The 13638-nt window shown below is 73.1% G+C and carries 12 protein-coding genes; 9 read left to right on the forward strand and 3 right to left on the reverse strand.

Features of this window, described 5'->3' with window-relative positions:
* Positions 1-70 precede the first annotated feature (70 nt).
* Positions 71-1036, forward strand: coding sequence for an acetylxylan esterase (locus tag CP984_RS04625; RefSeq protein ID WP_030179560.1), 966 nt, complete (start codon positions 71-73; stop codon positions 1034-1036).
* A 21-nt stretch (positions 1037-1057) separates the two neighbouring features.
* Here CP984_RS04625 and xylA read toward each other — a convergent pair whose 3' ends face one another.
* On the reverse strand, positions 1058-2221 hold the full coding sequence (gene xylA, locus CP984_RS04630; RefSeq protein WP_003987150.1) for a xylose isomerase: 1164 nt from the start codon (positions 2219-2221) through the stop codon (positions 1058-1060).
* Between the two features lie 154 nt (positions 2222-2375).
* On the opposite strand from xylA, the gene xylB reads away from it, so the two are divergent.
* The 5 genes from xylB to CP984_RS04655 all read left to right on the forward strand — a co-directional run bounded on the left by xylB (position 2376) and on the right by CP984_RS04655 (position 9091).
* The gene (gene xylB, locus CP984_RS04635; RefSeq protein WP_003987149.1) at positions 2376-3824 is read left to right on the forward strand and encodes a xylulokinase; all 1449 of its coding nucleotides are present in this window, start codon (positions 2376-2378) and stop codon (positions 3822-3824) included.
* Positions 3825-4065: 241 nt separating this feature from the next.
* Positions 4066-4368 carry a hypothetical protein gene (locus CP984_RS04640; protein WP_043976962.1) on the forward strand — a complete coding sequence of 101 codons (303 nt, stop codon included), beginning with the start codon at positions 4066-4068 and terminating at the stop codon, positions 4366-4368.
* Positions 4369-4505: 137 nt separating this feature from the next.
* Positions 4506-5783: an ROK family transcriptional regulator gene (locus tag CP984_RS04645; protein ID WP_030179556.1), complete on the forward strand. Its 1278-nt coding sequence runs from the start codon at positions 4506-4508 to the stop codon at positions 5781-5783.
* Positions 5784-6043: 260 nt separating this feature from the next.
* The gene (locus tag CP984_RS04650) at positions 6044-7453 is read left to right on the forward strand and encodes a family 2B encapsulin nanocompartment shell protein (protein ID WP_003982498.1); all 1410 of its coding nucleotides are present in this window, start codon (positions 6044-6046) and stop codon (positions 7451-7453) included.
* Between the two features lie 219 nt (positions 7454-7672).
* Positions 7673-9091: a family 2B encapsulin nanocompartment shell protein gene (locus CP984_RS04655; RefSeq protein WP_003982497.1), complete on the forward strand. Its 1419-nt coding sequence runs from the start codon at positions 7673-7675 to the stop codon at positions 9089-9091.
* Between the two features lie 81 nt (positions 9092-9172).
* On the opposite strand, the gene CP984_RS04660 is transcribed toward CP984_RS04655, so the two are convergent.
* On the reverse strand, positions 9173-9721 hold the full coding sequence (locus CP984_RS04660) for a helix-turn-helix domain-containing protein (RefSeq protein WP_003982496.1): 549 nt from the start codon (positions 9719-9721) through the stop codon (positions 9173-9175).
* Between the two features lie 81 nt (positions 9722-9802).
* On the opposite strand from CP984_RS04660, the gene CP984_RS04665 reads away from it, so the two are divergent.
* From CP984_RS04665 to CP984_RS04675, 3 genes are all read left to right on the forward strand, one after another.
* A complete protein-coding gene (locus CP984_RS04665) occupies positions 9803-10705 on the forward strand; it encodes an alpha/beta hydrolase (protein WP_003982495.1) in 903 nt (300 codons plus the stop codon).
* 599 nt (positions 10706-11304) lie between these two features.
* A complete protein-coding gene (locus tag CP984_RS04670) occupies positions 11305-11847 on the forward strand; it encodes a hypothetical protein (RefSeq protein WP_003982494.1) in 543 nt (180 codons plus the stop codon).
* 295 nt (positions 11848-12142) lie between these two features.
* Positions 12143-13381 (forward strand): phosphodiester glycosidase family protein, encoded by a 1239-nt coding sequence (locus CP984_RS04675; protein WP_030179551.1) that lies wholly within the window; start codon positions 12143-12145, stop codon positions 13379-13381.
* A 14-nt stretch (positions 13382-13395) separates the two neighbouring features.
* Here the strand turns inward: CP984_RS04675 and CP984_RS04680 are convergent, their stop codons facing one another.
* The gene (locus CP984_RS04680; protein ID WP_003982492.1) at positions 13396-13590 is read right to left on the reverse strand and encodes a hypothetical protein; all 195 of its coding nucleotides are present in this window, start codon (positions 13588-13590) and stop codon (positions 13396-13398) included.
* Between the last annotated feature and the right edge of the window lie 48 nt (positions 13591-13638).

Consider the following 13638-nt stretch of genomic DNA (forward strand, 5'->3'; position numbering starts at 1 on the left):
GTCTGATGCGGACCGGGCGGGGGCCGGGCGGCTCCCCTCCCGCCGCCCGCTCCCGACCTGGAGGCACCGCTTGTTCGTCGACCTGCCCCTGGACCAGCTGCGCGCCTACCGGCCCCCGCTGCCCGAGCCCGACGGCTTCGACGCGTTCTGGCGGCGCACGCTGGACGGGGCCGCCGCGTTCGATCTCGACGCGCGCTTCACGGAGACCGACGCGGGTCTGTCCCAGCTGCACACCTGCGACGTGGAGTTCTCGGGCTTCGGCGGGCACCGCGTCAAGGGCTGGTTCCTGATGCCGCGCGCGGCGGGCGGGCCGCTGCCGTGCGTCGTGCAGTACCTCGGGTACGGCGGCGGCCGCATGCACCCGCACGACTGGCTGCTGTGGCCCGCCGCGGGCTACGCGACGCTGGTGATGGACACCCGGGGCCAGAGCGGCCCGAACCGCCCCGGCGACACGCCCGACCCGGTCGCCGCCGCCAACCCGGGCGTGCCCGGCAAGCTGACTCAGGGGCTGCTCGACCCCGACGGCTACTACTACCGCCGGGTCTACACCGACGGCGTACGGGCCGTGGCGGCGGCACGCGGGCACGCGGCGGTGGACGCCACGCGGATCGTGGTGGCGGGCGGCAGCCAGGGCGGCGCCATCGCGCTGGCCGTGGCCGGGCTGGTGCCGGGCCTCGCGGGCGCACTGATCGACGTACCGTTCCTGACCCACATCCGGCGCGCCGTCGAGATCACCGACGAGGGCCCGTACGGTGAGCTGACCCGCTATCTCGCGGGCGCCCGGACCGAGGTGGACGCGGCCCTGCACACGCTCGACCACTTCGACGGCCTGAACTTCGCGGTCCGCGCGAGCGCCTCCGCCCTCTTCGGGACCGCGCTGCGCGACCCGGTCACGCCCGCCTCCACCGGTTTCGCCGCGTACCACCACTACGCGGGCCCGAAGGAGCTGCGGACCTGGCGGTTCAACGGGCACGAGGGCGGGGGCGGGCACCAGCGGGCGGAGGAGATCCGCTTCGTGCGGGGGCTGATGGGCTGACCGGGCGCGGACCGGGGGTGGTCAGCGCGCCCGCAGCAGATGGTCCATCGCGAGCTGGTCGAGCCGCTCGAAGGCCATCCCGCGGGCGGCGGCCGCTTCCGCGTCGAAGGACTCGTACGCCGTACGGTCCGCGAGCAGGGCGGCGAGCCCGTCCTCGGCGGTGGGCCGGGCCAGCTCGTCCAGCCGGGACGCGCGCAGCGCCTCCTGGACGGCCGGGTCCGCGCGGAAGGCCGCGGCGCGCTCCTTGAGGATCAGATAGGTGCGCATGCATCCGGCCGCCGAGTCCCACACGCCGTCCGGGTCCTCGGTGCGCGGCGGCTTGAAGTCGAAGTGCCGCGGACCGTCGTACCCCGCCGTCTCCAGCAGGTCCACCAGCCAGAACGCGGCGCGCAGATCGCCGGCGCCGAACCGCAGGTCCTGGTCGTACTTGACGCCGGACTGCCCGTTCAGGTCGATGTGGAAGAGCTTGCCCGCCCACAGGGCCTGCGCGATGCCGTGCGGGACGTTCAGCCCGGCCATCTGCTCGTGGCCGACCTCCGGGTTGACGCCGTACAGCTCCGGCCGTTCCAGCCGCTCGATGAACGCGAGGGCGTGGCCGACGGTGGGCAGGAGGATGTCGCCGCGCGGCTCGTTGGGCTTCGGTTCGATGGCGAACCGCAGGTCGTAGCCCTGTTCGACGACATACTGGCCGAGGAGGTCGAACGCCTCCTTCATCCGGTCCAGGGCAGCGCGCACGTCCTTGGCCGCGCCGGACTCCGCGCCTTCGCGTCCGCCCCACGCCACGTACGTACGGGCGCCCAGCTCGGCCGCCAGGTCGATGTTCCGCAGGGTCTTGCGCAGCGCGTAGCGCCGTACGTCGCGGTCGTTGGCGGTGAAGGCGCCGTCCTTGAAGACCGGATGGGTGAAGAGGTTGGTCGTCGCCATCGGGACGGCCAGCCCGGTGGCGTCCAGCGCCTGGCGGAAGCGCTTGACGGCCGCCTCGCGGGCGATGTCGCCGGACCCGAAGGGGATCAGGTCGTCGTCGTGGAAGGTGACGCCGTACGCGCCCAGGTCCGCCAGCCGGTGGACGGCCTCGACCGGGTCGAGCGGGCGGCGGGTGGCGTCCCCGAACGGGTCGCGGCCCTGCCAGCCGACCGTCCACAGGCCGAAGCTGAATTTGTCCTCGGGCACGGGCTGGTAGCTCATCGTGGCTCCCTCGGCCGATCCACCAATTCGTCATGGCGCTTTACAAATTGCGGCGAGCCCAAACTAATATGCGGCAGCACGCCGGGAAAGCCCTTCGACGGGTGTGCTGCCCGGCGACCGGCAAGGCCGCCCCGCAGTCCGGAGGGAGCACGCGATGGGCACACAGGCAGCGGGACCGCTGGTGGTCGGCGTGGACAGTTCCACCCAGTCCGCCAAGGCGCTCGTGGTGGATGCCGCGACGGGCCGGGTCGTCGCCCGCGGGCAGGCTCCGCACGTGGTCGGCGGTGGTACGGGGCCCGGCGGCGCGGGCAAGGAGAGCGACCCCGAGCAGTGGTGGCAGGCGCTCGGCGAGGCGCTGCGCCAGTGCGGTGACGCCGCGCGGCAGGCGGCGGCCGTCTCCGTCGCGGGCCAGCAGCACGGCCTGGTCACCCTCGACGCTTCGGGGCGGCCGGTGCGTCCGGCGCTGCTGTGGAACGACGTACGGTCGGCGCCCCAGCAGCGGCGTCTGCTGGAGGAATTCGGCGGGCCGCAGGCATGGGCGCGGCGGGTGGGCAGTGTGCCGCAGCCCGCGTTCACCGTGACCAAGTGGGCCTGGCTGCGCGAGACCGAACCCGCGGCGGCCGACGCGACGGCCGCGGTACGGCTGCCGCACGACTATCTCACCGAGCGTCTGACGGGCGAGGCGGTCACCGACCGCGGCGACGCGTCCGGTACGGGCTGGTGGTCACCGGCCGACGAGACGTACGACGAGGAGATCCTGCGGCACGTCGGCCTGGACCCGAAGACGCTGCCGCGGGTGGCGCGTCCCGGTGAGGCGGCGGGCACCGTACGGGGCGGTGAACTGCCGCTTCCACAGGGTGCGTTGGTCGCGGCGGGCACCGGCGACAACATGGCGGCGGCGCTGGGGCTCGGACTGCGTCCGGGCCGGCCCGTCCTGAGTCTGGGCACCTCGGGCACGGTCTACGCGGTGTCCGACCGGCGTCCGCCCGGCGATCCGACGGGCACCGTCGCCGGGTTCGCCGACGCGCGCGGCGACTGGCTGCCGCTGGCCTGCACCCTGAACTGCACGCTGGCCGTGGACCGGGTCGCCACCCTGCTCGGGCTGGAGCGGGAGGACGTGGAGCCCGGCGGATCGGTGGTGATGCTCCCCTTCCTGGACGGCGAGCGCACGCCCGCTCTACCGCACGCGTCCGGGCTGCTGCACGGCCTGCGGCACGACACGACACGCGGGCAGGTACTCCAAGCGGCCTACGACGGGGCGGCCTTCGCGCTGCTCCAGGCGCTGGGCCGGATCGCGGGCGAAGACCTGCCCGCCGATGTGCCGCTGCTGCTGATCGGCGGCGGAGCGCGGGGCCGGGCCTGGCGGGACACCGTACGCCGGCTTTCGGGGCGGCCCGTAGTGGTGCCCGAGGCCGCCGAACTGGTCGCCCTCGGCGCGGCGGCGCAGGCCGCGGGGCTGCTGCTGGGCGAGGACCCGGCGGCGGTGGCGCGGCGCTGGGGGACGGCGCGCGGTACCGAGTACGCGGCGGTTCCGTGCGACACGGCGGCGCGGGAGCGGCTGGCGGAAACGCTCTCTGCCGGTGGGGCGCTGCTGGGGGCGTGACGGGAACGGTGCTCCGCCGCTGCCGAGGGTGAGCGGAACGGTGACCCGCCCGTCGGCGAAGCGTGAGCGGAACGGTGCTTCGCGCGCGGACGGGACGTAAGAGGAACGCGGTTCCGCCCGCTGCCGAAGGGTGACCGGCGCCGGTTCGCACCCCGGGAACGGTGGCCGGAAATCCGGATCCGGGGAACGGATTCGGACGCCGCCGTACCGTCGGCGCGGGAGTTGTGATGGGGTGCCGGGCATGAGCATCTTTGTTCGTGCCCGGTTCGATGTCCGCGACCGCCGGCAGGACGGCATCGAGCGGAGTGCCACCGCGCTGCACGAGGCGGCCGGACCGGAACCGGTGAGCCCGACCTACCGCTGGTTCACCCTGCCCGAGCCCGGCGCCTACCTGGTGCTGGAGGAGTACGCCGACCCGGCGGCGCCCGGAGCGGCCCCGGAGTGCTGCACCGGGCTGCTGACGAGCCTGGGGCGGTGTGCGGACATGGCGTTCGCCGAGATGTACGGGGCGCTGGGGCCCGGGCGACCGGATGCGGTGGGCTGACGGCCGCTCCGCATCCGTACCCACCTCGCACCACCCGACGAACCCGGGAGGACCCCGCCCCGCATGATCACCACGTCCGCCCCGCCCAGACCCTGCGTATCACCCGCCCTGCCCGCCCCGTCCGCAACAGGCGCCCCATGACCGCTCCCGGCGCCGACACGCAGCACGGCATCCGCCGCCGCAACCTGGCGCGGGTCCTGGGGGCCGTGGCCGCCGACGGGCCCGTGTCGCGGGCAGGTGTCGCGGCGCGGGTCGGGCTGACCCGGGCGGCCGTCGGCACACTGGTCGACGCCCTGCTGCGGGCCGGTCTGCTGGTCGAGACGGGCCCGGCGGCGACCGGCGGACGCGGGCGGCCGGGCAGCGAACTGGCCGTCAGCGACACCGGGCCCGCGGGCATCGGCGCCGAGATCGGCGTGGGCAACTTGGCGGTGTGCGCCGTCGATCTGCGCGGGCGGATACGGGCCCGGGCGGCGGCCGACGTGGCCGACCGGGGCAGCGAGCCGGGCCCCGTACTGCGCCGTCTGGCCGGGATGATCGCGGAGGTCACGGACCGGATCGCGGCGCTGGACCTGCGGCCCGCCGGGCTCACGGTCGCGGTCCCGGGGCTGGTGGCACGCGGTACGACGACCGTGGTGCACGCCCCCAACCTCGGCTGGCGGAACGTCGATCCGGCTCCGGTACTCCGCGCCCTGACCGCCGTGCCCGAGCCGCTCACCGTCGAGAACGAGGCCAACCTCGGCGCGCTGGCCGAGCTGCGGCTCGGCGGCGGGCCGGACGGCAGTGGAGCGCCGCCGCCCGACTTCCTCCACGTCTCGGCGGAGGCGGGAATCGGCGCAGCGGTCGTCGTGGACGGTCAACTGCTGCGTGGGGCGCGGGGGTTCGCGGGTGAGCTGGGGCACGTACCGGTGTATCCCGGCGGGCGGCCGTGCGGCTGCGGCGCGCGGGGGTGCCTGGAGCAGTACGCGGGAGAAGCGGCCGTACTACGGGCGGCCGGTCTCGACCCGGGGCGTGCGGCGGCCGGGCACCCCGGTCCGCGGGCGCGCGTCGAACTCCTCGCCCATCGCGCCGCCGCCGGGAACCCCGCCACGCTGGCCGCCCTGCGGGACGCGGGGACGGCGCTCGGGATCGCGCTCGCGGGGGCCGTGCACCTGCTCGACCCGGAGGCGGTGCTGCTCGGCGGGGCGCTGGCGCGGCTGGCGCCCTGGCTCCTGCCGTCGCTGGAGCGGGAGCTGACGGCCCGTACGGCCCTCGCGCCGTACGCGGGGACCGCGCCGCGGATACGGGTGGCCGCCGCCCGCTGCGGCGCCGACGGGCCGCTGCTCGGCGCCGCGCACGCCGCCCTGCGCGCCGTTCTCGACGATCCGCTGGGCCGGTCCTGGACACCCGCCGTTTCCCGGCAGCTCTCCGGAGAATAACCCGCTCCGTCGCCTCGACGCCTTTTCCCGGCCCTGGTCCACCGGTCCGCGGCCGGAATCACCCCGGCACACTTTCCAGCAACTGATTCCACTAAACCTGTCCATCTCCCTTATTTTTCATGCCACTCGTTCGAGTGATTGCCCCGATTAAAACGACACGCCTATGTTCAGTGCGACGAGCGGTACGGACCTCGTCTCGCGAACGGCCGTGGCTCCGGCCGCCGTCCTCTTTCCAACCTTCCAAGATTGGTGGCGCAGCCGTGACGGTTACGGACGAGACAATTCCCGGCCCCGAGGGCGAAACTCAGAATTCCAGCCTCACGACGGCGGCGGCCCGCAATCTGGCCACGACCACCAAGACCGTGCCGCAGATGCAGGGCGTCACCTCACGCTGGCTGCTGCGGCTGCTGCCCTGGGTGCAGGTCTCCGGCGGTACGTACCGCGTCAACCGGCGGCTGACCTACACGGTCGGCGACGGCCGCGTGGACTTCGCCGTCTCTGGCACCGAAGTATCGATCATCCCCGACGAACTGCGCGAACTGCCCGCGCTGCGCGACTTCACCGACAGCGCGGTGCTCGGCGCGCTCGGCGAGCGCTTCGTCCAGCGCGAGTACGCGCCCGGCGACGCGATCGCCACCGCCGGCGCGCCCGCCGACCGCCTGGTGCTGATCGTGCACGGCCGGGCCGACCGGATCGGCGCCGGGAAATACGGCGACGAAACGGTCCTGGAAGCGCTCGCCGGGGGCGACCACCTCGGCGACAAGCCGCTCACCGACACCGCCGCCTCGTGGGAGTACACCTACCGCGCGGTGACCCGGGTGACCGTCATGGAGCTGCCCCGGCAGGCCGCGCAGGAGGTCACGGACCGCTCGCAGGAGCTGCGCGACCACCTCGCGACGGCCGGCGCGGGCAGCGCTCCGCCGCGCAACGCCAGCGGCGAGCGGGCCATCGAGGTCGCCTCCGGCCATCACGGCGAGCCGCGGGTGCCCGGCACCTTCGTCGACTACGAGCTCAACCCCCGGGAGTACGAGCTGAGCGTGGCGCAGTCGGTGCTGCGGGCCCACACCCGGGTCGGCGACCTGTACAGCGACCCGATGAACCAGGTCGAGCAGCAGTTGCGGCTGACCATCCAGGCGCTGCGCGAGCGCCAGGAGCACGAGATGGTCAACAACCGCGAGTTCGGGCTGCTGCACAACGCCGACCTGACGCAGCGCGTCCGTACCCGCAGCGGCCCGCCCACCCCCGACGACCTCGACGACCTGCTCGCGACGGTGTGGAAGGACCCGGCCTTCCTGCTCGCCCACCCGAAGGCGATCGCCGCCTTCGGCCGGCAGTGCAGCGCCCGTGGCCTGTATCCGACGGCGGTCGACTTCATGGGGCACTCGCTGCCTTCCTGGCGCGGGGTCCCGATCTTCCCGTGCAACAAGATTCCGGTCGGCGCGGACGGCACCAGTTCGTTCCTGGTGATGCGCACCGGCGAGGAGAAGCAGGGCGTCGTCGGACTGCACCAGACGGGAATCCCGGACGAATACGAGCCGGGGCTCTCGGTGCGGTTCATGGGCGTCAACGACCAGGCCATCGCCAACTATCTCGTGAGCGCCTACTACTCCGCCGCGATCCTGGTGCCGGACGCGCTGGGAATTCTGGAGGACGTGCAGACCGGCCAATGAACCACCCCGTTCCAGCCATGAGAAGCGGTTGAAGAACCGTTTGCCGAGATATGACGATCCCGCGTCATTCATGGCCGAAATCCCGTCAATGCCGGCGCGACATCCGCGGCTCCCGCGCGCAGTCCCCGCGCGCGCTCCCCGGCCGCGTACCGCGGGACGGTCGCGTCCGGCCCGCGGCCCTGACCGTCCCACGACCCACAGGAACAGGTGAAACCCCCCATGACCACATCTGCGGACCCGACGTCCGGACCCGGCGCCACCCCGGACACCGACCAGGCGCGCACCAGCCTGGCGACAGCCGCGGCACGCAATCTGGCCACCACGACCAAGACCGTGCCGCAGATGCAGGGGATCTCCTCCCGCTGGCTGCTGCGCGTGCTGCCGTGGACGCAGGTCTCCGGCGGCACGTACCGCGTCAACCGGCGCCTGACGCACACCCTGGGAGACGGCCGGGTCGAGTTCACCAGCACCGGTTCCGACGTCCGGGTCATCCCCGCGGAGCTGCGGGAGCTGCCGCCGCTGCGCGACTTCGACGATCCGGCGGCGCTGGAGGCGCTGGCCGGTCAGTTCGTGCAGGAGGAGCACGCGCCCGGTGACGTGCTGGTGGAGCAGGGACGGCCGGCCGACCGGGTCGTCCTGGTCGCGCACGGCAAGCTGAACCGTATCGGCACCGGCAAGTACGGCGACGAAACGGTCCTCGGCGTCCTCGCGGACGGCGACCACCTGGGCGAAACGGCACTGCTGTCACCGGACGCGGTCTGGGAGCACACGGTCCGCGCGGTCACCCGGGTGACCGTACTGACGCTGCCCCGCACCGCGTACGAACAGCTCGCGGACCGCTCCCCCGGCCTGCGCGACCACCTGGAGCGCTACCGCACCGCCCAGATCCCGCCGCAGAACAAACACGGCGAGGCGGCCATCGACGTGGCCTCGGGCCACACCGGCGAACCCGCGCTGCCGGGCACCTTCGTCAACTACGAAGTGGCGCCGCGTGAATACGAACTGAGCGTCGCGCAGACCGTACTGAAGATCCACACCCGGGTCGCCGACCTCTACAACAACCCGATGAACCAGCTGGACCAACAGTTGCGGCTGACCATCGAGGCGCTGCGCGAGCGCCAGGAGCACGAGATGGTCAACAACCGCGAGTTCGGCCTGCTGCACAACGCCGATCTCAAGCAGCGCATCCACACCCGCAGCGGCCCGCCCACCCCGGACGACCTGGACGAACTGATCGCGCGGCGCCGCAAGACGCAGTACCTGCTGGCCCACCCGCGCACCATCGCGGCCATCGGCCGGGAGTGGAACGCCCGCGGCATCTACCCCACCACCGCGGAGATCGGCGGCACCCCCGTCCGCGCCTGGCGCGGCATCCCGCTGCTCCCCTGCAACAAGATCCCCGTCAACCCCGACCAGACCAGCTCGATCATCGCCATGCGCGTCGGCGAGGAGAACCAGGGCGTCGTCGGCCTGCACCAGACCGGCATCCCCGACGAGTACCAGCCCGGCCTCTCCGTCCGCTTCATGGGCATCAACGACCAGGCGGTCATCAACTACCTGGTGAGCGCCTACTACTCGGCAGCCGTCCTGGTACCGGACGCACTGGGCGTCCTGGAGGACGTGGAGATCGGCCACTAGCCCGCGCCACCTGACGTCAACCGCCCGCTGTCCCGGCATCGTGCCGGGGCGGCGGGCGGAGTGTGCCGGTCCGCCCAGGGCTCACTGGCCGTCGGCCGCTGCCGGGTCCTCGGCGGGGAAGAGGATGGGGCTGATCAGGTAGCGGGTGCGTTCCGGCGAGGGCTCGTTGGTGATCCGCCGCGTCAGCGCCGCACGCATCTCCTCGATCAGGGCGGTCAGTTCCTCCCGGCTGAGCCACATGGCGTGCTGGCGATAACCGACCAGATCGGTGGCCGGGTCTGCGCCGGGCCGGTCGAGATAGGCGTGGAACTCGGCCAGCAGGGCCGACATCGCCACCGCGAACACCCGCCGGTGCTCGGCGACCGGTACGGAGGCGGCGGCCTCGGCGTCGACAACCGCCCGCTCACGCCGCAGCCGGTAACGGCGCTCGACCGCGCCGCGCACCCGCCGTTCGTCCTCGACCTCCAGCAGCCCGGCGTCCGCCAGCACACCGACCTGCCGGTAGACGGTGGCCTTCGAGGCGTCGGGGAGCAGGGTGCACAGCTGCGTGGTGGTCAGGGCCCGGCCGCCGGACAGGGCGTGCACGATGCGCAGGCGTACGGGGTGCAGGAGCAGGTCGACCGTATCCATGGGCGTACGCTCTCACAGGTGATACCTTTCTCAAACTTGAGAACGTAGCCGGGCACGTTCCGGCCCACCGAGGAGAGAACGATGGCCTGCACACCGCCCCCGTTAGGACACCTGCACGACCTCGGCGACGGCCGCCGTCTGCTGCTGCACCGCTCCGGCACCGGGGGCCCGACCGCGGTGTTCCTGGCGGGGGCGGGCATGATGAGCCTGGACTACCTGAACATCCACCGGCGCGTCGCCGAGCGGACCACGGCCGTCCTCTACGATCGCGGCGGCAACGGCTGGAGCCACCCCGCCGAACTGCCCCGCACCGCCGCCGAAGTGACCGAGGAACTGCGCGAACTCCTGCACGCCGCCGGGGTCCCCGGGCCCTACCTGCTGATCGGCCACTCCCTCGGCGGGGCCTACGCGCGCCACTACGCCAGGTGCTTCCCGGCCGAGGTGGCCGGCCTGCTCCTGCTCGACCCCTTCCACGAAGACATGGTGGTCCGCGCTCCCCAGCGGGCACGGGAGATGCTCGACGCGATGCTGGACCAGATGGCGGCCCAGGAGGCGGCCGAGTTCACACCGGAACAGGTGGCGCAGGCCCGCGTCACGATGCTCGAACACTTCGCCAGCTGGCCGGAGTCGGTGCGCGGCCCCCTGGTCGACCGGCACCTCGCCACCTGGCGGGCCGCCGGGCGCGAGAACCAGAACCTGTACGACAAGGTCGCCGACGAACTCCGCACCGCACCCGCCACTCCCGACGTGCCGCTGATCGTGCTGACGGCCATGGGGCACGACGCCACACAGGCCCACCTGTGGCCCGCGGAACTGCTCGGCGAGATCAACGAACTCAAGCGGAGGCTGCACGCCGAGGTGGCCGCCGAGTCCCCGCGCGGGGAGCAGCGGGTCCTCGGCGACGCGGGGCACGGGTGGCTGCACGAGGAGCGGGCCGACGCGGTGCTTCAGGCTGTCGAGGACCTGATCATCCGGGCGCGTTGAGGCCGGAGGGCCACTCCGCACGGGAGGTGACGGCGCGTCAGCAGGGGGAGATGAGGCGGAAGACCGCGTTTTCCGGCTCTCTGGGGTGGTGGGTTTACGCCAGGCCCGGTGGGAGCCAGGGTGTACCGGTAGGCGGACAGGGGCCGCTGGGGTGTGTGCGGTGGGGATTCCGGTGTTGCCACGGCTCGCGGGCGCGACCGGGCGGGTGCCCGGCGGGGGCCGTTACTCGTTGTCGCGAGTCCGGTGTCGTCGCTGTATGCCCGCTCGGCACATCTGGCACATGCGTCACAGGCGGAGTGGCGTCTCCGTGTCCGGCCTGGGGGTTCACCTCTTCCGGTGGCAGCAACGGCGATGGGCAGGAGGGGCGTTCGCCGTCGCTGTGCGTTCGGGGCGACCCGGCTGTGCAGTGCCTCGCGCGCTTCGGCGAAGGTCGGGCCACTCACGGCGGGGGACATTCCGGTCGGCACCCGTATTCGGCCGCTTCATGGAAATCCAGCCGCCACCACGCCATTTGGGGCATGGCCAGACCTTTTCGGTCGAAAAAACAGGTTCTCCCGGAACCGCCCCAAAGGGCGGATCACGCCTTACGCTCCCTGGTCATGCGCAGAACAACGAGCATCTTCAGCAGGGCCGGCCTCGCCGCCCTCCTCGCCCTCGTCGTCTCCGTTCTCGGCCTGGGCGCCGCGTCCCCCGCGTCCGCCGCCGACACCCCGGCGCTGGCCTTCACCGTCGACAAGACGCAGGCCACGCCCGGCTCGGACGTCACGCTGACCATGACGTTCACCAACACCGGCACCGCCGATGTGCGCTTCGTGTGGCAGTCCTTCCAGCCCACGTGGGAGACCTCTTCGACGAGCGGTCTGAAGTACACCTGGAAGACCTGTACCGCTGACCCCGGCGTGACCTGCAAGGCGGGCGCGGGCGCCACGTACTCCGTGCCGATCGCCCCCGGCGCCACCCGTAAGGTCACCATGACCTACACCATCGGCGCCGACTCCTCCTGCGGCTACCCCGACGTCGCCTTCTACTCGTACATCTACACCGAGTTCGGCGGCGGCCAGCCCGCCAAGGAGGGCACCTTCTTCACCCCCGCCACCCGCGTGATCTGCCCGACCACTCCCCCGGCGGGTGCCCAGGCCTGACCCGGGCCGCACGACTGGCACGACCCGCGCGTTCCGCACGGTCCGGCCCCGCCGCACCGGCGCGGCCCCCCAGACGCGCGCCCCGTCCCCATTCAGCTTCCCGCTCCTTCGGTCCAGGGCCGTGGCCACGCCCCTGGACCGGAGGGGCGGTCGTCGTTCCCGGTGGGAGCGTGCGGCATCCGGGCGACGGGGGCGACACGACGATCGTTCGGTGGTTGTACGGCTTTCTGATATCTGCGGGCCATAGTGGGCGTTCCGCACCCATGGGACCGTTGCCGGAACGTCTGGGGGGATCGTGAAGAATCGATTCGTTCGCACACGGGCGGTACTGACGGCGCTGACGGCATGGGGCGTACTGGCCGGAAGCGGAGTGGCGGCAGGGGCCACCGCCACGGACAGCGGCACTCCGCGCCTAGGGCGGGCAGTAGGCGTCGCGCCAGGGGTGACGTACCGCGCCTTCGACCTAGTGGTGGGGCGCGGCACCGCGCACGGCCACCTCGTGACGGTGGACCTGACCGACCGCCGGACGACGGTGGACCTGCTGTACCCCGGCGCGGTCGGTGCGCGCTCCCCGGTCTCCCGGCTGGCCGACGCGCGGGCCGCGGTGGCCGCCGTCAACGCGGACTTCTTCAACATCACCGAGACCCAGCACCCCGGCGTGGAGGCGACCGGCGCCCCCGTGGGCCCGGCCATCGCCTCCGGGCAGCACCTGAAGGCGGCGGTGCCCGACGGGCAGCGCTTCGGCCCGGCGCTGCCGCCCGGCACGAACACCCGCGACGTCATCGGCGTCGGCTACGACCGGCGCGCCCGCCTGGACCGGCTGTCCCTGCGCGGCACCGTGCTGACCGCCGACGGCGCGCTGCCGCTGAAGGGCCTGAACCAGTACGCGCTGCCGGTGAACGGCATCGGCGCGTTCACCTCCAAGTGGGGGCCCACCTCGCGCGTCCGGGCGACCTGCGGCACGGACACCGACCGGGCGGCGCCGTGCAGTACGGAGACGTACGAGGTCACGGTCCGGGGCGGCCGGGTGGCCGGGGTCGCTCAGGTGCCGGGCCGGGGCGGCATCGCCCGCGGTACGACGGCGCTCGTCGGCCGGGAGGAAGGCGCCCGGCAGCTGCGCAAGCTGCACATCGGCGACCGGGTACGGATCGGCCACCGGCTGACCGCCCGCAAGCCCGGACCGCTGCGCTTCGCCGTCGGCGGCTTCCCCATCGTCCGCAACGCGGAGCCGCTGACCGGCCTGGACACCGTCACCCCGGCCGTCCGCACCTCCGCGGGCATCGGCGCGCACGGCCGCCGGCTGCTGCTGCTCGCGCTGGACGGCGCGCCGGGCCGGGCGGGCATGACCGTACGCGAACTGGCCGACCTGATGGACCGGCTGGGCGCCCGCGACGCGGTCAACCTGGACGGCGGCGGCTCCTCCACGCTGGTCACACGCGAGCCGGGCAGCCCGGGCGCGACGGTCCGCAACCACCCCTCGGGCGGCGCGGAGCGGCCGGTGCCGAATGCGATCGGGGTCTTCGCGCGGGGGTGACGCCGTGGCGGCGCTCAGGGCCGCACGCTGCTCACCACATCCGCCGCCCCGGACAGCCCGTTCTGGATGTCCGGGGCCAGGCTGCTGCCCGCCAGGTAGAAACCGAGCAGCATGCAGACGAGGGCGTGTGTGAATTTCAGGCGTCCACTGCGCAGGAAGACGACGGTCAGTACGACGAGCAGCACGACGACCGAGATCGAAAGAGCCACGACAAACCTCCTCACCCGCCGCCCGAACGGACGACAACGGGCGCCAGT

The organism is Streptomyces rimosus, from assembly GCF_008704655.1.
Classification (GTDB): Bacteria; Actinomycetota; Actinomycetes; order Streptomycetales; family Streptomycetaceae; genus Streptomyces; species Streptomyces rimosus.

Coding starts and splice junctions, on each gene's coding strand:
- xylA (WP_003987150.1), bottom strand. CDS start 2,221: ATGAGCTACCAGCCCGTGCCCGAGGACAAATTCAGCTTCGGCCTGTGG.
- xylB (WP_003987149.1), top strand. CDS start 2,376: ATGGGCACACAGGCAGCGGGACCGCTGGTGGTCGGCGTGGACAGTTCC.
- CP984_RS04640 (WP_043976962.1), top strand. CDS start 4,066: ATGAGCATCTTTGTTCGTGCCCGGTTCGATGTCCGCGACCGCCGGCAG.
- CP984_RS04645 (WP_030179556.1), top strand. CDS start 4,506: ATGACCGCTCCCGGCGCCGACACGCAGCACGGCATCCGCCGCCGCAAC.
- CP984_RS04655 (WP_003982497.1), top strand. CDS start 7,673: ATGACCACATCTGCGGACCCGACGTCCGGACCCGGCGCCACCCCGGAC.
- CP984_RS04660 (WP_003982496.1), bottom strand. CDS start 9,721: ATGGATACGGTCGACCTGCTCCTGCACCCCGTACGCCTGCGCATCGTG.
- CP984_RS04665 (WP_003982495.1), top strand. CDS start 9,803: ATGGCCTGCACACCGCCCCCGTTAGGACACCTGCACGACCTCGGCGAC.
- CP984_RS04670 (WP_003982494.1), top strand. CDS start 11,305: ATGCGCAGAACAACGAGCATCTTCAGCAGGGCCGGCCTCGCCGCCCTC.